Origin of the sequence: Tsukamurella pulmonis (genome assembly GCF_900103175.1) — a bacterium.
Taxonomy (GTDB): Bacteria; Actinomycetota; Actinomycetes; order Mycobacteriales; family Mycobacteriaceae; genus Tsukamurella; species Tsukamurella pulmonis.
In genome coordinates, this window is sequence record NZ_FNLF01000002.1 from 2,354,130 (window position 1) to 2,372,598 (window position 18,469).

Annotated in this window: 17 protein-coding genes; 14 read left to right on the forward strand and 3 right to left on the reverse strand. The window is 70.4% G+C overall.

The window, feature by feature from the left end:
• Positions 1 to 103 precede the first annotated feature (103 nt).
• Both BLQ62_RS11535 and BLQ62_RS11540 read left to right on the forward strand, forming a co-directional pair.
• On the forward strand, positions 104 to 865 hold the full coding sequence (locus BLQ62_RS11535; protein ID WP_068534670.1) for a YdcF family protein: 762 nt from the start codon (positions 104 to 106) through the stop codon (positions 863 to 865).
• A 56-nt stretch (positions 866 to 921) separates the two neighbouring features.
• Entirely contained in the window at positions 922 to 1,746 is an 825-nt protein-coding gene (locus BLQ62_RS11540; protein ID WP_068565359.1) for a VOC family protein, read from the forward strand.
• 39 nt (positions 1,747 to 1,785) lie between these two features.
• On the opposite strand, the gene BLQ62_RS11545 is transcribed toward BLQ62_RS11540, so the two are convergent.
• Positions 1,786 to 2,349 (reverse strand): TetR/AcrR family transcriptional regulator, encoded by a 564-nt coding sequence (locus tag BLQ62_RS11545; RefSeq protein WP_068534664.1) that lies wholly within the window; start codon positions 2,347 to 2,349, stop codon positions 1,786 to 1,788.
• A gap of 107 nt (positions 2,350 to 2,456) precedes the next feature.
• Positions 2,457 to 5,273 carry an aconitate hydratase AcnA gene (gene acnA / locus BLQ62_RS11550; RefSeq protein ID WP_068565358.1) on the reverse strand — a complete coding sequence of 939 codons (2,817 nt, stop codon included), beginning with the start codon at positions 5,271 to 5,273 and terminating at the stop codon, positions 2,457 to 2,459.
• A gap of 169 nt (positions 5,274 to 5,442) precedes the next feature.
• On the opposite strand from acnA, the gene BLQ62_RS11555 reads away from it, so the two are divergent.
• From BLQ62_RS11555 to BLQ62_RS11590, 8 genes are all read left to right on the forward strand, one after another.
• A complete protein-coding gene (locus BLQ62_RS11555; protein WP_068565357.1) occupies positions 5,443 to 6,096 on the forward strand; it encodes an Rv1476 family membrane protein in 654 nt (217 codons plus the stop codon).
• Positions 6,097 to 6,337: 241 nt separating this feature from the next.
• Positions 6,338 to 7,831, forward strand: a complete 1,494-nt coding sequence (locus tag BLQ62_RS11560) for a C40 family peptidase (protein ID WP_139184190.1) — start codon at positions 6,338 to 6,340, stop codon at positions 7,829 to 7,831.
• A 9-nt stretch (positions 7,832 to 7,840) separates the two neighbouring features.
• The gene (locus BLQ62_RS11565) at positions 7,841 to 8,989 is read left to right on the forward strand and encodes an AAA family ATPase (protein ID WP_082756411.1); all 1,149 of its coding nucleotides are present in this window, start codon (positions 7,841 to 7,843) and stop codon (positions 8,987 to 8,989) included.
• 2 nt (positions 8,990 to 8,991) lie between these two features.
• Positions 8,992 to 9,963: a DUF58 domain-containing protein gene (locus BLQ62_RS11570; protein WP_068565355.1), complete on the forward strand. Its 972-nt coding sequence runs from the start codon at positions 8,992 to 8,994 to the stop codon at positions 9,961 to 9,963.
• 1 nt (position 9,964) lies between these two features.
• Positions 9,965 to 10,948, forward strand: a complete 984-nt coding sequence (locus tag BLQ62_RS11575) for a VWA domain-containing protein (RefSeq protein WP_068534648.1) — start codon at positions 9,965 to 9,967, stop codon at positions 10,946 to 10,948.
• An 87-nt stretch (positions 10,949 to 11,035) separates the two neighbouring features.
• A complete protein-coding gene (gene fabG1 / locus BLQ62_RS11580; protein WP_068534642.1) occupies positions 11,036 to 11,761 on the forward strand; it encodes a 3-oxoacyl-ACP reductase FabG1 in 726 nt (241 codons plus the stop codon).
• 74 nt (positions 11,762 to 11,835) lie between these two features.
• On the forward strand, positions 11,836 to 12,675 hold the full coding sequence (inhA, locus tag BLQ62_RS11585; RefSeq protein WP_068534640.1) for an NADH-dependent enoyl-ACP reductase InhA: 840 nt from the start codon (positions 11,836 to 11,838) through the stop codon (positions 12,673 to 12,675).
• Positions 12,676 to 12,680: 5 nt separating this feature from the next.
• Entirely contained in the window at positions 12,681 to 13,700 is a 1,020-nt protein-coding gene (locus BLQ62_RS11590) for a ferrochelatase (RefSeq protein WP_068565354.1), read from the forward strand.
• Between the two features lie 88 nt (positions 13,701 to 13,788).
• Here the strand turns inward: BLQ62_RS11590 and BLQ62_RS11595 are convergent, their stop codons facing one another.
• Positions 13,789 to 14,565 (reverse strand): hypothetical protein, encoded by a 777-nt coding sequence (locus BLQ62_RS11595; protein ID WP_068565352.1) that lies wholly within the window; start codon positions 14,563 to 14,565, stop codon positions 13,789 to 13,791.
• 116 nt (positions 14,566 to 14,681) lie between these two features.
• Here BLQ62_RS11595 and BLQ62_RS11600 point away from each other — a divergent pair, with 116 nt between their 5' ends.
• The 4 genes from BLQ62_RS11600 to BLQ62_RS11615 are packed head-to-tail and all read left to right on the forward strand — an operon-like array spanning position 14,682 to position 18,446.
• Entirely contained in the window at positions 14,682 to 15,791 is a 1,110-nt protein-coding gene (locus BLQ62_RS11600) for a phosphotransferase family protein (RefSeq protein WP_068565350.1), read from the forward strand.
• Complete coding sequence (locus BLQ62_RS11605) at positions 15,788 to 16,924, forward strand: Rv3169 family protein (RefSeq protein ID WP_068565348.1); 1,137 nt, start codon at positions 15,788 to 15,790, stop codon at positions 16,922 to 16,924. The genes BLQ62_RS11600 and BLQ62_RS11605 overlap by 4 nt, the downstream gene beginning before the upstream one ends.
• Before the next feature lie 41 nt (positions 16,925 to 16,965).
• Positions 16,966 to 17,787, forward strand: coding sequence for a DUF3097 domain-containing protein (locus BLQ62_RS11610; protein WP_414929911.1), 822 nt, complete (start codon positions 16,966 to 16,968; stop codon positions 17,785 to 17,787).
• A gap of 35 nt (positions 17,788 to 17,822) precedes the next feature.
• Entirely contained in the window at positions 17,823 to 18,446 is a 624-nt protein-coding gene (locus BLQ62_RS11615) for a TetR/AcrR family transcriptional regulator (RefSeq protein WP_068565346.1), read from the forward strand.
• Positions 18,447 to 18,469 lie beyond the last annotated feature (23 nt).

The following is an 18,469-nucleotide window of genomic DNA, read 5'->3' on the forward strand; positions in this document are numbered from 1 at the left end:
TGCGGAACGCCTGCTCGGTCACAGATGTCACGCTTCACGTGTGCAACACAGACCTCGGTGGTGTAGTTTTCCACCAGCAGTCACATTTGTCACGGAGGTCAAGATGCGTGTCTCTGGTTTCATCCGCTCGGTTCTGTCGGCGACGGTGGCGGTCGCCGCGATCGCGACCGCGACCTCCGGTACCGCGGGGGCGGCACCGTCGGCCTCGACGTCGACGTCGTCGCTGACCGACCAGGCGATCGAGCGCCAGGCCGCGGGCGACACCGCCGGCGCGCAGGCCGCCGTCAACCAGATGCCGATCGACCAGGCGCAGAAGGTGGTGGCGCTGATGACGAACGTCAACAAGGCGCTCACCTTCCCGCTCACCGATCAGGTTCCCGGCGGCGTCGCCCCCGGCACCGTGATCGTGATCCTGGGCTACGGCCTCGAGGACAACGGCGCCCTGCGGCCGATCCTCGTCGAGCGGTTGATGAAGGGGCTCGCGGTCGCGCAGGCGTACCCGTCCTTCCCGATCGTGGTGACCGGCGGCGCGCCGAAGGCGGGCAAGACCGAGGCCGCGGCGATGAAGGAGTGGCTGCTCGGGCAGGGCGTCTCCGGCACGCGCATCTACACCGAGGAGAAGGCGGGGTCCACCCAGGGCAACGCGATCAACACCGCGGTGCTCATGCAGCAGAACGGCTTCGGCAACGGCGCCGTGCTCGTCACCTCCGCCGATCACACCCGCCGCTCGGTCGCCGACTTCCTCGTCGCAGGTATCACCCTGCAGGCCGTCGTGGCCTCGGACGCCAAGATCCAGTCGGGGCCGATGTCGGCGAGCGGTGTCGCGGCGGTCTACCGGGACGCCCGCGGCGTGGCGAAGATCTGAGACGGTTCCGCACGGAAATCCGGCAGGTGTCGGACCGCTGTGCGAACGTATCCCGCATGACCGCGTACCACGCCCAGCCCGGCGCACCCGTGTGGATCGACCTGATGACCTCCGACGTGGAGGCGGCGGTGCAGTTCTACGGCGCCGTGTTCGGATGGGAGGCCGACCCGGCCGGTCCCGATTTCGGCGGCTACCGCAACTTCCGCGTGAACGGCAACCTCGTCGCCGGCCTGATGGCGCCGGAGGACGGCGGTGAGGGCCCCGGCGACGTCTGGTCGACCTATCTGCGCACCGACGATGCGGAGGCCACTCTCGCCGCCGCGGTGGACGCGGGTGCCTCGATCATCGTTCCCGCCTCGGACGTGGGCGACCTGGGCCGGTTCGGCTTCTTCGTCGACCCGGTCGGCGCGGCGATCGGCGTCTGGCAGCCGGGAACGCATCCCGGCTTCGTCGAGCGCGGCGTGCCGGGCACGCCGTACTGGTTCGACTGCATGAGCCGCAGCTACGACTCCTCGGGCGCCTTCTACCGCACCGTCTTCGATTGGACGCTGCACGAGATCGGCAGCGGCGGCAAGGAGGGCTCCTTCGGGCCGGACCGTTACAGCCAGGTTCTCGTCGGCCCGGAGGGTGCGCAGGACGGGGTCGCGGGGATCATGGACGCCGCGCCGTTGTTCGAGTCCGGTGTGTTCGGTGAGGCGACGCCCTCGTTCTGGCAGGTCTACCTCACGGTCGAGGACACCGCGGCCGCGGAGCGGCGCATCGTCGACGCGGGCGGCGAGATCCTGCGGGCCGCCGAGGTCACCCCGTGGGCCACGATGGGGTCCGCGAAGGATCCCGGCGGCGCCGTCTTCCTCTACGCGACGCCGCCCGAGGGACGCTAGGCCCGGTCCATCCACTGAGCACAGGCGACCGATGGTCGGTCACGGTCGGCGCACGCTCTCCTCGACGAGATCGAGGACGGCCTCCAGCCCCGCCGTCGGGCGGCCGGAGGCGAGATGCGTGACCAGGCCGTCCAGGACGAGGTCCAGGTAGGCCAGGATCACGTCGGTCGGCAGGTCGTCGCGCAGGCGACCGCGCTCCTTCTGCCGCTCGAGGCGGCGCAGGGTCGCCTCGGTGAGCTCGGCGCTCCGTTCGGTCCACTCGGCGCGGAAATCGCCGTCGTTCTTCAGGCGCCGGGCGATCTCCAGGCGCGTGCCCAGCCAGTCGAAACGCTCGGGGTGGCTGAGCATGTCGCGCATGACCTGCACCAGCCCCTCCTCGGCGGCGATGTCGGCCATCCGCTCCGCGTCCTCCCGCGCCAGCGCGAGGAACAGGGCGTCCTTGTCGCGGAAGTGGTGGAAGATCGCGCCACGGGAGAGATCGGTGGCGGCCTCGAGCCGGCGGACGGTGGCACCGTCGTAGCCGTACTCGGCGAAGCAGGTCCGCGCACCGTCGAGGATCTGACGGCGCCGCGCGGCGAGGTGATCGTCGCTGACCTTGGGCATGTCGATGCTCCTGATCGAACGGGGAACGGTTCAGTCGTGTCGGCTACGCGAACGGCGGGCCCGGCCGCTGGGGCCGGACCCGCCGTCACTGGTCGAGACCGTCGCTACTAGCTCTTGACCATGTTCCGCAGGACGTACTGCAGGATGCCGCCGTTGCGGTAGTAGTCGGCCTCACCGGGGGTGTCGATGCGGACGTCCGCGTCGAACTCCACCTTCGTGCCGTCCGTCTTCGTGGCGGTCACGTGCACCGTCTTCGGCGTCACGCCGTTGTTGAGCTCCGTGATGCCCGCGATGTCGAAGGTCTCGGTGCCGTCGAGCCCGAGGGACTTCCACGACTCGCCCTTCGGGAACTGCAGCGGGACGACGCCCATGCCGATCAGGTTCGAGCGGTGGATGCGCTCGAACGACTCGACGATGACGGCCTTGACACCGAGGAGGCTGGTTCCCTTGGCCGCCCAGTCGCGCGAGCTGCCGGAGCCGTACTCCTTGCCGCCCAGGACGACCAGCGGCGTGCCGGCCTTCTGGTAGTTCATGCACGCGTCGTAGATGAACGACTGCGGGCCGCCCTCCTGCGTGAAGTCGCGGGTGTAACCGCCCTGCGTGCCCTCGAGACCGATGGTGTCGAGAACGCGGTTCTGCAGGCGGATGTTGGCGAACGTGCCGCGGATCATCACCTCGTGGTTGCCACGACGGCTACCCAGCGAGTTGTAGTCCTTGCGCGCCACACCGTGCGAGTCCAGGTACTGGGCCGCGGGGGTGCCGGGCTTGATCGGGCCGGCGGGGCTGATGTGGTCGGTGGTGACCGAATCGCCGAGCAGCGCCATGACGCGGGCACCGGAGATGTCGGAGACGGGCTCCGGCTCCATCGTCATGCCGTCGAAGTACGGCGCCTTGCGGACGTACGTCGAGTCCTCGTCCCAGGCGAAGGTGTCGCCCTCGGGGGTGGCGAGGTTCTGCCAACGGTGATCGCCGGCGAAGATGGTCGAGTAGGACTTGCGGAACATGTCCTGGTTGATGGCGCTCTTGATCGTGTCGTCGATCTCCTGCGCCGACGGCCAGATGTCCTTGAGGAAGACGTCGTTGCCGTCGTGATCCTTGCCCAGCGCGTCGGTCTCGAAGTCGAAGTCCATCGTGCCCGCGAGGCCGTAGGCGATGACCAGCGGCGGGGACGCCAGGTAGTTCATCTTCACGTCGGGCGAGATGCGGCCCTCGAAGTTGCGGTTGCCCGAGAGCACCGCGACGACGGTCAGGTCCTCGTCGTTGACGGCCTTGCTGATCTCGTCGGGCAGCGGGCCGGTGTTGCCGATGCACGTGGTGCAGCCGTAGCCGCCCAGGTAGTAGCCGAGCTTCTCGAGGTACGGCCACAGGCCGGCCTTCTCGTAGTAGTCGTTGACGACCTGCGAGCCGGGGGCCATGTTGGTCTTGACCCAGGGCTTGGTGGTCAGGCCCTTCTCGACGGCGTTGCGGGCGAGCAGGGCCGCGCCCAGCATGACCGACGGGTTCGAGGTGTTGGTGCAGGACGTGATGCCCGCGACCGCGACCGCGCCGTGGTCGAGCACGAAGGTGCCGCGCTCACCGGTCACGGTGACCGGCTTAGACGGACGGCCCTCGGCACCGGTGGCGGCCGACTGGACGTTGACGGCACCGTCGTCCGCGAAGGACAGGGCGGCGGGGTCGGACGCCGGGAAGGACTCCTCGACGGCCTCGTCGAGCTGCGTGTGCTCGGCCGGGTGGTTGGTCTCCACGTAGTTGTGGATGTCCTTGCGGAAGGCGACCTTCGACTCCGACAGGAGGATGCGGTCCTGCGGGCGCTTCGGGCCGGCGATCGACGGCACGACGGTGCCGAGGTCCAGCTCGAGGTACTCGGAGTAGGCGGGCTCGTGGTCGGCGTCGTGCCACATGCCCTGCTCCTTGGCGTACGCCTCGACGAGCGCGAGCTGCTCGTCGGTGCGGCCGGTCAGGCGCAGGTAGTTGATGGTCTCCTCGTCGATCGGGAAGATCGCGGCGGTGGAGCCGAACTCGGGGCTCATGTTGCCCAGGGTGGCGCGGTTGGCCAGCGGCACCTCGGCGACGCCCTTGCCGTAGAACTCGACGAACTTGCCGACGACGCCGTGCTGACGCAGCATGTCGGTCACGGTGAGCACCACGTCGGTGGCGGTGACGCCCGGCTGGATCTCACCGGTGAGCTTGAAGCCGACGACGCGGGGGATGAGCATGGAGACCGGCTGGCCCAGCATGGCCGCCTCGGCTTCGATGCCGCCGACGCCCCAGCCCAGGACGCCCAGGCCGTTCTCCATCGTGGTGTGCGAGTCGGTGCCGACGCAGGTGTCCGGGTAGGCCTGGCCGTTGCGGGTCATGACGACCGGCGCGAGGTACTCGATGTTGACCTGGTGGACGATGCCCATGCCCGGGGGGACGACCTTGAAGTCGTCGAACGCGCCCTGGCCCCAGCGCAGGAACTGGTAGCGCTCGCCGTTGCGCTGGTACTCGAGGTCGACGTTGCGCTCGAGGGCGTCGGCGGTGCCGAAGACGTCCAGGATCACCGAGTGGTCGATGACCATGTCGGCGGGGGAGAGCGGGTTGACCTTGTTGGGGTCGCCGCCCAGGGCCGTGACGGCCTCGCGCATGGTGGCGAGGTCCACGATGCACGGGACGCCCGTGAAGTCCTGCATGATCACGCGCGCCGGCGTGAACTGGATCTCGACGCTCGGCTCGGCCGAGGGATCCCAGTTCGCCAGGGCGTTGATGTGATCGGTAGTGATGTTCGCGCCGTCCTCGGTCCGCAGCAGGTTCTCTGCGAGGACCTTCAAGGCGTAGGGCAGCTTCTCGGTGCCGGGCACGGCGCTGAGGCGGAAGATCTCGTATGACTGATCGCCCACCTCGAGCGTGCCGCGCGACGAGAAGGAATCGATGCTCTTGCTCACGTCAGCTCCACTCAACGTTTGTGGTGTGCACCGACGGGCTGTGTCGGTGCCTGAAGTCGATAATACAGTACGCTTGTCCTGTGAGAGTCGTCGGGGCTGAAACTCGCGGGACGTAGCTCATTGTGCCTCGTTCCGGGCACCCTCGCGGGCGTGTCGTACTGTGAGGCCCATGGGTCCGCTGCCGATTCTCACCGAAGTGCCGACCGACGTCGATCTGTCCGCGCTGCAGGCGGATCTCGCCGTCGACGGCGTCGCCGTGCTCAACCCGGCGCACGCCGATTCCGCGCCGCAGCTGGTGCAGGTCGTCAAGGATGCACGCGCGCAGGGGATCGAGAACTTCCAGGTGGTCGTGCTCGCGCACGACTACAACCCCGACACCTCGCTGCGTGATCTCGGGACTCAGCTCGGCAAGCAGTCGGATGGACCGATGACGGTCCTCGTGATGTCGCCCAGCCAGGTGGCCGGTTACTCCACCCAGCTCTCGCGCTACCAGATCGAGAAGGGCCAGGACGGCCACACCGGCCGGCTCGCGCTGCACAACCCGCCGAAGGCCGCCGAGGACTTCGCCGACGTCGCGAACGACGCCACCTTCCCGTGGACGGGGTTCACCGTGGTGTTGGTGCTGCTGGTCGCCGCACTGGCCGGCGTCGCTCGCGTCGTGACCCGGCGGCGCAGCCGTGAGGTCGACGCGGAGCGCCGGACGGCCTCCTCTGCGGGCGCGGGTTCGGCGACCGACGGCCCCATCCCGGCGTCCGCGACGCCCGGTTCGGCGTCGAGCGCGTCCGAAGAGAATGGCGCCTCCGCCGTTCGATCGAACGAATAACGCACATTCATTCGAAATTCCAGCTGTGTGATTCGATCACGCTGTCCGATTCGAATACCATTCTCAGTTTTGTCATACGCCCTGGTAGAGGCGGTCTTCAAGAAACTCACACCTGTGTAATTTGTGGTTGCTGTTTTCTCTTGTTGTGAAAGTGCCGTACGGTACGTCTGAAGCCAATGTTGTGCGTGTTGCCCACGCGTACTCATCGGGTCTGAACAAGTCTTGAGTTGAGGGAGACACCTTGAGGCGTACGGCATACCCCGCCACGAATCTCGCTGCGCGGTCGCTGCTCGCGGTCGTGGCCACCAGCTCGCTGGTGGCCGGATCCGTCGCTGCCGCGGGACCGGTCTTCGCCGAGCCCAACGGCACCGACGCGAACCCCGCCAATGTGGTCGCCGCACTGGTCGACCGCATCGCGCAGGCCGATCAGCGCATTGCGGACCTGCGCGGTGACGTCGCGTCCAAGCGGCAGTCCGTCAACCGCGCAGTGGTCGATCTGCAGTCCGCGCGCGACGCCGCGACCGCCGCCGCCGGAGCGATCAAGGTCTCCGAGACAGCGGTCGCCGAGTCCGACGCGAAGATCAAGACCGCGCAGGACAAGTTCGACACCGTCGTGCGCGCCGCGTACGCCCAGGGCAACAGTGCCGGCGCCCTGATCAACACCCTCGGCGGCAACGATCCCGGCGATGCCGTCGATCGGGCGTCCACCCTGCGCATCGTCGCCGACAAGCAGCGTGCCGCACTGGGCGACCTGCAGGCCGCGAAATCGCGCGCCGAGGCCTCCCGTACCGCGGCGCGGGCCGCCAAGGTCCAGGCCGATGCCGCGACCGCCGCCGCCGTCGACCGCAAGCGCTCCGCCGAGGACTCCATCACCACGACGGTCGCCGCGCTCTCCACCCAGGAGCAGGAGCAGACCAAGCTCAGCGCCCAGCGTGAACTGGCGCAGCGCGCACTCGACGAGGCCAAGCGCGCCGATGACCGCGCGGCACAGCAGAAGATCTACGCGCAGTACGTGGTCGACGAGCAGCAGACGCAGCAGATCGCGGCACCCGCCGCCCCGGCCGAGGCGCCGCAAGCGCAGGCGCCCGCCGGCCAGGCCCCCGCCGCTCAGGCCGCGGCTCCGCAGGCCGGCGCGGTCGACTCCGCGGACCCGCTCGCAGCGGCCCGGTCGTTCGCCCAGAACATCGTGGGCCAGGCGTCGTCGCTGTTCACCAACCCGTTCGGTGCGCTGACGGGCCAGCAGGCACCCGCGCCGCAGGCCGCGGCGCCCGCCGTGCAGGCGGCGACCAGTGCTGCCGGCATGAGCGGCGCCCAGATGATCGAGACCGTGATCCAGCGCGGCATGTCCGTCATCGGCGTGCAGTACGCCTGGGGCGGCGGCAACGCCTGGGGCGCCACCAAGGGCGTCCGTGACGGCGGCGTCGCCGACAGCTTCGGCGACTACAACCGCGTCGGCTTCGACTGCTCGGGCCTGATGGCCTACATGTACGCCGCGGTCGGCATCGCCCTGCCCAAGTACTCGGGCTACCAGTACACGACGGGCAACAAGGTGCCGATCAGCCAGCTCAAGCGCGGCGACATGGTCTTCCGCGGCCCGGGCGGCACCCAGCACGTGGCGATGTACCTCGGCAACAACCAGATCCTCGAGTCCCCGCAGTCCGGCGGCGCCGTGCGGATCGCCCCCTTCGACGCCTCGACGTTCCTGTCGCAGGGCGTGCGTGTGATCAACAGCTGACCGCCGGGGATTCAGTACGCTCGTGGGAACGGGCCGTCGCGGCCCGCGCTCGGACGGGCCCGCACGGGCCGGGGGAACGACGACGAAGGGGAATGCGTGACGCACTCACAGGGACCGGAGATCGCCTCGAGCGATGAGGTCAAGCTGCTCGAGCGGGCGGTCTACGAGGTCAAGCGCGTGATCGTGGGCCAGGACCAGCTCGTCGAGCGGATCCTGGTGGGCATGCTCGCCAAGGGGCACGTGCTGCTCGAGGGCGTTCCCGGCGTCGCCAAGACCCTGGCCGTCGAGACCTTCGCCACCGTGGTCGGCGGCTCCTTCTCCCGCATCCAGTTCACGCCCGACCTGGTGCCCTCCGACCTCATCGGTACCCGCATCTACCGGCAGGGCAAGGAGCAGTTCGATACGGAGATCGGCCCGGTCTCCGCCAACTTCCTGCTCGCCGACGAGATCAACCGCGCCCCCGCGAAGGTCCAGTCCGCGCTGCTCGAGGTCATGGCCGAGCGCAAGGTCTCCATCGGCGGCCAGACCTACCCGATGCCCGATCCCTTCCTCGTGCTCGCGACGCAGAACCCCATCGAGAACGAGGGCGTGTACCCGCTCCCGGAGGCGCAGCGCGACCGTTTCCTGTTCAAGGTGGTCGTCGGCTACCCGTCGATCGAGGAGGAGCGGGAGATCGTCTACCGCATGGGCACCACTCCGCCCGTGCCCTCGCAGGTGCTCGACCCCGCCTCGGTGCAGCGCCTGCAGCGCGCCGCGAGCGAGGTCTTCGTGCACCACGCGCTCGTCGACTACGTGGTGCGCGTCATCGCCGCGACCCGGACCCCGCGGGAGTTCGGGCTCGACGACGTGGCGTCCTGGATCACCTACGGCGCCTCGCCCCGCGCGACGCTGGGCATCGTCGCCGCCGCCCGCGCCCTCGCGCTGCTCCGCGGCCGCGACTACGTCGTCCCGCAGGACGTCGTCGAGATCATCCCGGACGTGCTGCGCCACCGCCTCGTGATGAGCTACGACGCCCTGGCGGACGAGGTCACGGCCGACCAGGCGATCAATCGGGTGCTGCAGACCGTCGCACTGCCGCAGGTCGTCGGGCAGCCCGTGCCGCAGCAGCCGCCGCACGCCCCGCAGCAGTTCGCGCCCGCGCAGCAGCCGCAGGGCTGACGATGCCGGCTACACCCCCCGACCGGCCGACGGGTGCCGCCGCGCCGCACACGCCGCTGCCGAGCTTCGCCGGCGGCATGGTCGACGAGGCGCGGATGCAGGCCTCGCTGAAGATGCTCGAACTGCTGGTCCGCCGGCGGCTCGACGGCGTGCTCAAGGGCGATCACCAAGGGCTCCTGCCCGGTCCCGGCTCGGAGCCGGGGGAGTCGCGCCCGTACACGCCCGGTGACGACGTGCGCCTGATGGACTGGTCGGTCACGGCCCGCACCACGCACCCGCACGTGCGGCAGATGATCGCCGACCGCGAGCTGCAGACCTGGATCGTGGTCGACCTGTCCGCGTCGATGGACTTCGGCTCGACCGGCGGCACGAAGCGCGACCTCGCGGTGGCCGCGTCCGCCGCCGTGGTGCACCTGGTCAGCGGCGCTGCCAACCGCGTCGGCTGCCTGGTCACCAACGGTGCGCAGTTGATCCGCGTGCAGCCCAAGTCCGGCCGGGCGCAGCGGCAGAAGGTGCTGCGCGCGATCGCCTCCGCGCCCCGCGCCGTCGAGGGGACGCGCGGTGACCTGCGCATCGCCCTGGACGCGCTGCGCCGCCCCGAGCAGCCGCGCGGACTCGTCGTGGTGATCAGCGACTTCCTCGGCGACGTGGACTACGTCCGCGAGCTGCGCGGCCTCGCGGCGCGCCACGAGGTGCTCGCCGTCGAGGTGCTCGACCCGCGCGACGTCGAGCTCCCCGACGTGGGTGAGATCGCGCTGCGCGACGCCGAGTCCGGCGCCGTCCGCGAACTGACCGTGACCCCCGAGCTGCAGGAGCGGTTCGCCGCCGCGGCGCAGGAGCACCGCACGCGAGTGGCCCGCACGCTGCGCGGCGTCGGTGCGCCGATCCTCGCCCTGCGGACCGACCGCGACTGGCTCGCCGACATCGTGCGGTTCGTCGCCGCGCGTCGACGTGGATTGGCTGGTGCTTCCTGACATGGGCGGACTGACCTCGCTCGCCACCCCGATCTGGCTGCTCGGCATCCCGGTCGTGCTCGCCATCGTGGCCGGGTACGTCTACAACGAGCGGCGGCGGCAGAAGCGCGCGCTCAAGTTCGCGAACATGTCGGTGCTCGACTCCGTGGCGCCGCCCGGGCGCAACCGCTGGCGGCACCTGCCCATCGCGCTGCTGAGCATCGGCCTCATCCTGCTCATGGTCGCCCTGTCCGGGCCGCAGGCCATGCGGAAGGTACCGCGCAGCCGTGCCACCGTGGTGCTGGTCGTCGACGTCTCGCGGTCGATGGAGTCCACCGACGTCAGCCCGAACCGGCTCGACGCGGCCAAGGAGGCGGCGAAGAAGTTCGTCACCGAGCTGCCCCAGGGGATGAACCTCGGCATCGTCTCCTACGCCGGCACGGCGCAACTGCTCGTCTCGCCCACACCGGACCGCTCGCTGGCCACCAACGCCATCGACCACCTCGAGACCGCCAACCGCACCGCCACCGGCGAGGGCATCTACTCGGCGATCCAGTCGATCAAGAACATCCGGGACGTGCTGGGCGGCAAGGACAACGCCCCGCCCGCGCGCATCATCCTCGAATCGGACGGCAAGCAGACGGTGCCCACCGACCTCGACGATCCCCGCGGCGGTTTCACGGCGGCCCGCAAGGCCAAGGAGGAGGGGATCCCCATCTCCACCATCTCCTTCGGCACGCCGAACGGTGTGGTGAACATCGACGGGCAGAGCATCCCCGTCCCCGTCGACGACGCCTCGCTGAAGAAGATCGCGGATCTCTCGGGCGGCCAGTTCTTCTCCGCATCGTCGCTGAGCGACCTCAACGAGGCCTACGGCACGCTGCGTGACGAGATCGGGTGGGAGATGCAGAAGGGCGACAACTCGCGGGTCTGGGTGCTCTGGGCCACGGGCCTGCTGGTGCTCGGGGCGGCCGGGGCCGTCGCGTTCAACCGTCGCCTGCCGTGATCGCGGCAGCCGCGGGCGGGCGCCGGTCCGCGACTCGCGCGAGCGGAGATTTCCCCGCTCGCGAGCGCGATTGATAAGTTGGCTTCCATGTCGACTTCTGAATTCACGCCCCGGTCCGTCCTCGTCACGGGCGGCAACCGCGGCATCGGCCTCGCGATCGCACAGCGTCTCGCCGCCGACGGTCACAAGGTCGCGGTCACCCACCGCGGTTCCGGCGCCCCCGAGGGCCTGTTCGGCGTGCAGTGCGACGTCACCGACAACGACTCGGTGGAGGCCGCGTTCAAGACCGTCGCCGAGCACCAGGGACCGGTCGAGGTCGTCGTCGCGAACGCCGGCATCACCGAGGACACCCTGCTCATGCGGATGAGCGTCGAGAGCTTCGAGAAGGTCATCAACTCGAACCTCACCGGTGCCTTCCGGGTGACCAAGGCCGCCACACGCGACATGCTCAAGAAGCGCTGGGGCCGGTTCATCTACCTGGGCTCGGTCGTCGGCCTCATGGGCACGCCCGGCCAGGCGAACTACGCCTCGTCCAAGGCCGGTGTGATCGGCCTCGCGCGCTCCGTCACCCGCGAGCTCGGCGCCCGCAACGTCACCGCCAACGTGATCGCGCCCGGCCTCATCGACACCGACATGACCCGCGAGCTGCCCGCCGAGTACGTCGAGGGTGCCGTCAAGCAGGCCATCCCCGCCAAGCGGATGGGCCAGCCCGAGGAGGTCGCGGCCGTGGTCTCGTTCCTCGCCTCGGACGACTCCGCCTACGTCTCCGGCAACGTCATCAACGTCGACGGTGGCCTGGGCATGGGCCACTAGGCCCGTCCCGCACGCCGGCGGCGCACCGTCGAACCAGCCCTGCAGCACCGAAGAAACCTGAAGGAGGCACGTCCGTGACCGGACTGCTCGAAGGCAAGACCATCCTCATCACCGGCATCATCACCGATGCCTCCATCGCCTTCTCGGCCGCCAAGGTGGCCCAGGAGCAGGGCGCCAAGGTGATCATCACCGGCATCCCGGAGCGACTGCGCCTGATCGACCGCATCGCCAAGCGCCTCCCGCAGGAGGTGCCGCCCGCGATCCCGCTCGACATCACCGACGAGGAGTACCTGGGCGCGCTGGCCGACAAGGTCCGCGAGCTCGCGCCCGAGGGCATCGACGGCGTGCTGCACTCCATCGCCTTCGCGCCCCGCACCCTCATGGGCCCGGACGCGCTGCCCTTCCTCGAGGGCCCCGGTCCCGACGTGGCGAAGTCCTTCGAGATCTCCGCGTGGAGCTACGCCTCGCTGGCCCGCGCCGTGCTGCCCGTCATGAACGAGGGCGGCTCCATCGTGGGCATGGACTTCGATCCCCGCACCGCGCTGCCCGACTACAACTGGATGGGCGTGCAGAAGGCCGCCCTCGAGTCGGTCAACCGGTACGTCGCCCGCGAGGTCGGCTACGCCAAGAAGATCCGCTCGAACCTGGTGGCCGCCGGCCCCATCAAGACGCTGGCCGCCAAGGCGATCTCGGGCACCGCGACCGACGACGCCAAGAAGCTCAACATGCTCAACACCTACTGGGACGGCGCCTCGCCCATCGGCTGGAACGTCGACGACCCGGAGGTCGTGGGCAAGAGCGTGTGCGCCCTGCTCTCGGACTGGCTGCCCGGCACCACCGGTTCCATCGTCTACGTCGACGGCGGCGCCAGCCACAACACCTGGTTCCCCGAGGACTTCATCAACCAGCAGTAGCAGACGTGTCCACCGCGTACGACGCGCTGCTGGTCCTCTCCTTCGGAGGACCCGAACACCCCGACCACGTGCGACCGTTCCTCGAGAACGTCGTGCGTGGTCGCGGCGTGCCACCCGAACGACTGGACGCCGTCGAACAGCACTACCTGCGGTTCGGCGGCGTCTCGCCGATCAACGCCCAGAACAGGGCGCTCATCGAGGCGATCACCCGGGAGTTCGGCCGACGGGGCCGCGAGCTGCCGATCTACTTCGGCAACCGGAACTGGCACCCGATGGTCGAGGACACCGTCCAGCGGATGAAGGACGACGGCGTGCGCAACGCGCTCGTCTTCGCCACCTCGGCGTGGGGCGGGTTCTCCGGCTGCCGGCAGTACGACGAGGACATCACACGTGCCCTCGCCGCCGTCGGCGACGGCGCCCCGCGGCTGACGAAGCTGCCGCACTTCTACGATCACCCGCTCTTCCTGGACTGCTTCGCCGACGCCGCAGCGGAGGCGCTGTCGGCACTGCCGTCCGGCGCGCGTCTCGTGTTCACCGCGCATTCGATCCCGGACGCCGCCGACGTCAACGCCGGCCCGCCCGAGGTGGAACGCCTCTACTCGACCCAGGTCCGCGACGCCTCCGAGAACGTGGCCGCCAGGCTCGGCCTGGACTGCGACGTGGTCTGGCAGTCCCGCTCCGGACCTGCCCAGGTCCCGTGGCTCGAGCCCGACATCTGCGATCACATCAAGGCCCTGTGGGACGAGCGGGTGCCCGGCGCGGCCGTCGTCCCGATCGGCTTCGTCTCCGATCATCTCGAGGTCATCTGGGATCTCGACACGGAGGCCCGCGAGCTCGCGGCGGAGTTGGGCATGCCGTTCGCCCGCGCCGCCACGCCGTCGGCCGACCCGCGGTTCGCCGCGATGGTCGCCGATCTGGTCGACGACGCCTTCGCCGGCAGGTCGACCGGCCTCGGCGTCAGCGTGAACGGCGCCTCGTGCGTCGAGGGCTGCTGTCCGGCGGTGCGCCGGCCCGCGCGCACCTGATCCGCTGCCTCACGATGTCGTGTTCGCGACGGGTACGCGTGCCGCAGCGCACTCGTACCGCGGCAGAACGCGACATCGTGAGCGGGGATCAGCGCCTGAGCTCGTCGCGGCAGACCGCGTTGACCGCGGCCACCCGCGCCGCCCGGACGGTGCGCCACAGGTCGCGGTAGGCGGCGTCGCCGCCCTGTGCGGACGCGAGGGTGAGCCCGGCGTAGGGATTCTCCGCGCCCGCGACGAGCAGGATCGCCTCGACCATGCCCGCGCTGTCGAGCACGCGGTGCGCCCGCTCGGAGGCGCTGCGCGGCAGTCGGTGCGCGCCGAGGTAGCGGGTCAGTTCCATGACCACCCCGCGGGGGTCCGAGGCGTCATCGGGTGCCGGCGGCAGGCTCGCCAGCGCGGACGGTGCCTCGCGCACCGCGTCCCGCAGCGCGTGTTCCGCGGCGCCCAGCGAGACCGGCTCGGGATCGACGAGCGGCGGCTCGTGCAGGTAGGCCTGCCACCGCATCACGTCGCCGGCCTCGGGTGTGGGCACCAGCGCGATCGTGGCCGATTCGCCGTCGAACAGCACCACCTCGCCCCGCGCCATCGCCGCCTGCTCCAGATCGGTGCCGGCGGGCAGTCCCCGCGCATCACCGGGCGCGGGCAGCAGCAGGCGGACGGTGTGCGGCTGCAGGGCCCGGATCTCCGCGAGCAGGTCGGGCAGATCACCGTCGACGACGGACTGCACCGGCGCCCACTCGCCGAGCGCCGCGAGCAGTTCGTCCGTCCCCGCCGCGCCGGCGAGCCACGCGGCGGACCACACCGCGAAGCCCTGGGCGGGCCCCGCGGTGGCACGACGGGCGAGGGTGGCGACGGGGGAGCTCATGACGGTCAAGCGTAGTCGCGTCGGCCCGGCCCGGGGTTTCCGGTGACCGGGAGAACGCCGTACGAGATTGCTGAAACATGTTCTAGCAAAGCGGTCGCGGCTCTACCCTGACCCGCATGAGCGATTCGGACACCTTCGCCGAGCAGGCCCGCCCGGCCTCCTCGCAGCGCACGCCGGACGAGCTGCGTGCCCGGCTGCAGCAGTGGTTCGCGACGCGCGAGCCGGACGCGCAGGTGCTCGATCTCCAGCTGCCCGAGGGCAACGGCATGTCGAGCGAGACGCTGCTCGCGACGGTCCGGCTCGCGGACGAGGAGCGGCGCCTGGTCATCCGCGTCGCTCCGCGCGCCGAGTCCGACCCCGTCTTCCCGACCTACGACCTGCCCGCGCAGTTCGCGGTGATGCGGCACGTCGCGGCGTACGGCGTGGCGGCCCCGGCCTGCCTGTGGGTGGAGGAGGATCCCGGGGTGATCGGCGCCCCGTTCCTGGTCATGGAGCGCATCGACGGCGAGGTGCCGCCCGACGTCATGCCGTACACCTTCGGTGCGTGGCGGCCGGAGTCCACCGATGCGGACCTGTGGGAACTCGCGGACGCCTCGGTCGACGTGATCGCGACCATCCACGCGGTGCCTCCGCCCGACGGCGTCCGGATCCCGATGCCCGCACCGGGGGAGACCGCGCTCGCCGCGCACCTGCGCCGCCTGTGCGACTTCTACGACTGGGCCGCGGAGGGGCATCGCCGCGCGCCGGTCCTCGACCGCGCGCTGGCCTGGGCGCGGGAGCGGCTGCCCGGCCACGCCGACGCCGTGCTCACGTGGGGCGACGCCCGGATCGGCAACCTGCTCTACCGCGGCAACACGCCGGTCGCGGTGCTCGACTGGGAGATGGCCACCGTCGGGCCGTGCGAGCTGGACCTCGGCTGGTTCGTCTACCTGCACCGCTTCTTCCAGGACCTCGCCGAGCTCGCCGGTCTGCCCGGCCTGCCGGGCTTCCTGCGGCGCCCGGACGTGGAGCGACGGTACGCCGATCGCACCGGCCACGTCCCGCGCGAGATGGACTTCTACACCGCCTACGCGGCGATCGTGCACGGCGTCATCATGTACCGGATCCAGACGCGGGCCATCGACTTCGGGGCGTCTGCGGCGCCGGAGGATCCGGACGACATGATCCTGCACCGCGCGAGCATCGAGAAGATGCTCGACGGGACGTACTGGGAGGCCGTGCCGTGACGCGGTGGGCCGGCTCGCCGCTGTCCCCGGCGGACGACTACCCCGTGCACCAGGTCGCCGAGGTGATCCGCCACCCCGCGACCTCGGACCGCAACTTCTACGACCGCTACTACTTCAACGCCCACGACGGCAGCGTGCAGTCGCCGTTCCTCGTGCTCGGCCTCGGCGTCTATCCGAACCTCGGGGTGATGGACTGCTTCGCGGTCGCCCGCCACGGGGACGAGCAGATCGTCTTCCGCGCGTCGAAGGCGCTCGGCGCGGATCGGGCGGACACGACCGTCGGGCCGCTGCGGCTGGAGGTCCTCGACGGGCTCTCCCGCCTGCGCGTGGTGCTCGCCGCCGGCGACGACTACGACCTCGCCTTCGATCTCACCTTCGACGCCACCGGTCCGGCGCACCTCGAACCGCGGCACTTCCACCGCCAGATCGAGCGCGTCACCTTCGACACCCAGCGCTTCGTCCAGGTCGGCGACTGGTCGGGGGAACTGACCGTCGCCGGTGAGCGGTTCGATGTGAGCACCTGGCGCGGCAACCGCGACCGCTCGTGGGGCGTGCGTCCCGTCGGGGAGGCGGAGCCGCCCGGGCGCCGCGTCACCGAGGCCGGGAACTTCTTCTGGATCTACTCGGTGCTCCGCCTGCCGGAGGCCACGGTCTGCGTGGTCCTCCAGGAGGACGCGACGGGGCGGCCGGTCGTCGAGGACGCCACCTGGATCCCGCACGACGGTGCCGAGCCCCGCTGGCTCGGGCACGTCGCGCACGAGATCGACTTCGTCTCGGGCACCCGGCAGGCCCGGGCCGCACGGCTCGCGTTCACGGGGGCCGACGGTGCGCGCACCGAGGTCGACATCGCGATCCTCACCGCCAACCACTTCGGATTCGGCACCGGCTACGGCCTCGACCAGGACTGGCGGCACGGCATGTGGCAGGGCGAGGAGAAGGTCGAGGGGCGGCGCTTCCGAGTGTCCGAGCTCGACGTGAACCTCACCATGCTGGTGCCGGTCGAGTACCTCGCCACCTGCACCGTCCGCCACCCCGACGGCCGCACCGAGCGGGGCGAGGGGCTCTTCGAGTTCGGCGCCATCGGCCCGCACGAGCGCTACGGCTTCACGCACTACGTCGACCCGGCGCCGTAGATCCCCGGATCGGGGTCGCTTCTCGGCTACCGTGGATCGCCGTGGCGAACAGCTATGGAGACATCTACGCCGGGCACGCGAGCAAGAAGGCGCGCGTGATCCCCGAGGTTCCGGCCGACCGCGACCTCGTCGTCGAGGACGCGGCGACGGGCTTCTGCGGGGCGGTCGTCGGCTTCGACAAGAGCTACGACGGCGACTTCGTCAAGCTCGAGGACGCCCGCGGCGCGGTCCGCGTGTTCGCGATGCGCAAAGCCGCCTTCCTCATCGACGGGAAGCCGGTCACCCTCGTGAAGCCGCGGGCGAAGGCACCGTCGGGCCCGCAGCGCAGCGCGTCGGGCTCGACCCGCGTCGAGGGGGTGAAGGCGCGCGTCGCGCTGCCCAGCCGGATCTGGGTGGAGGGCATCCACGACGCGGCGCTCGTCGAGCGGGTCTGGGGCCACGACCTGCGGGTCGAGGGCGTCGTCGTCGAGCAGCTCGAGGGGCTCGACCACCTGGGCGCGCGGCTCGCCGAGTTCCAGCCGGGGCCGGGCCGGAAGGTGGGCGTGCTCGCCGATCACCTGGTGGAGGGCTCGAAGGAGTCCCGGATGACGCAGGCGCTCGGCAAGTACGTCATGGTCACCGGCCACCCGTTCATCGACATCTGGGCCGCCGTCAAGCCCGCGTCGGTCGGCATCGACGCCTGGCCCGCCGTTCCGCGGGGCGAGGACTGGAAGACCGGCACCTGCCGTCGCCTGGGCTGGGGCACGCCGCAGGACGGCTGGCGCCGGGTCCAGGGCGCGGTCACCTCGTTCCGCGACCTGGACGCCTCGCTGATCGGGGCGGTCGAGCGACTCGTCGATTTCGTCACCGAGCCGGAGGACTGACGCCGGGAACCGGCTGGTCGGGCTAGAATCCGCAGGTGGCATCGACCCCGACGACGAAACCCGACACCCGGCAGCAGATCCTGCGAGCCGCGCTCGACTGGGTCGACGAAGCGGGGCTGACGCGGATCTCTATGGGCGCGCTGGCCAAACGCGCCCGGCTCGCCCGGGCCACGCTCTATCAGCACTTCACCGGCAAGGACGCCCTGGTCGAAGCGGTGGTGACCAGTGAGCTGGACAAGTTCTACGGCCGAATCCACGACTACGCCGATCCGATCGAGGACAACGACGAGCGGCTCGCCGCCGGTTTCGCCTTCGCGTACGCGTACCTGCGCGAGCACCGCGCGTTGCAGCGGGTGATGGCGATGAATCCTGCGCTGATCCTGCCCTACATCCACGGCGATTCCCCGCAGATCCAGCAGGGCCGGCGCTTCTTCCTGCAGGAGATCCGGCGCGGCGAGTACCGCGACGACGCGGACGTCGATGCCCTCGCCGACTTCTTCGTGCGGCAGTTGCACTCGCTCCTGCTCACGCCGCTGCCGCCGGTCCAGGGCGTGGAGGACGAGCCCGATCACCGCGGTCCCAGCGCCGCGAACGTCGAGGCGGGCCGACGGTACGCGCAGACGTTCGTCATCCCCGCCCGGGCGCAGTTCGTGGGGTAGTCACGCGGACACGCTGCGCGAAT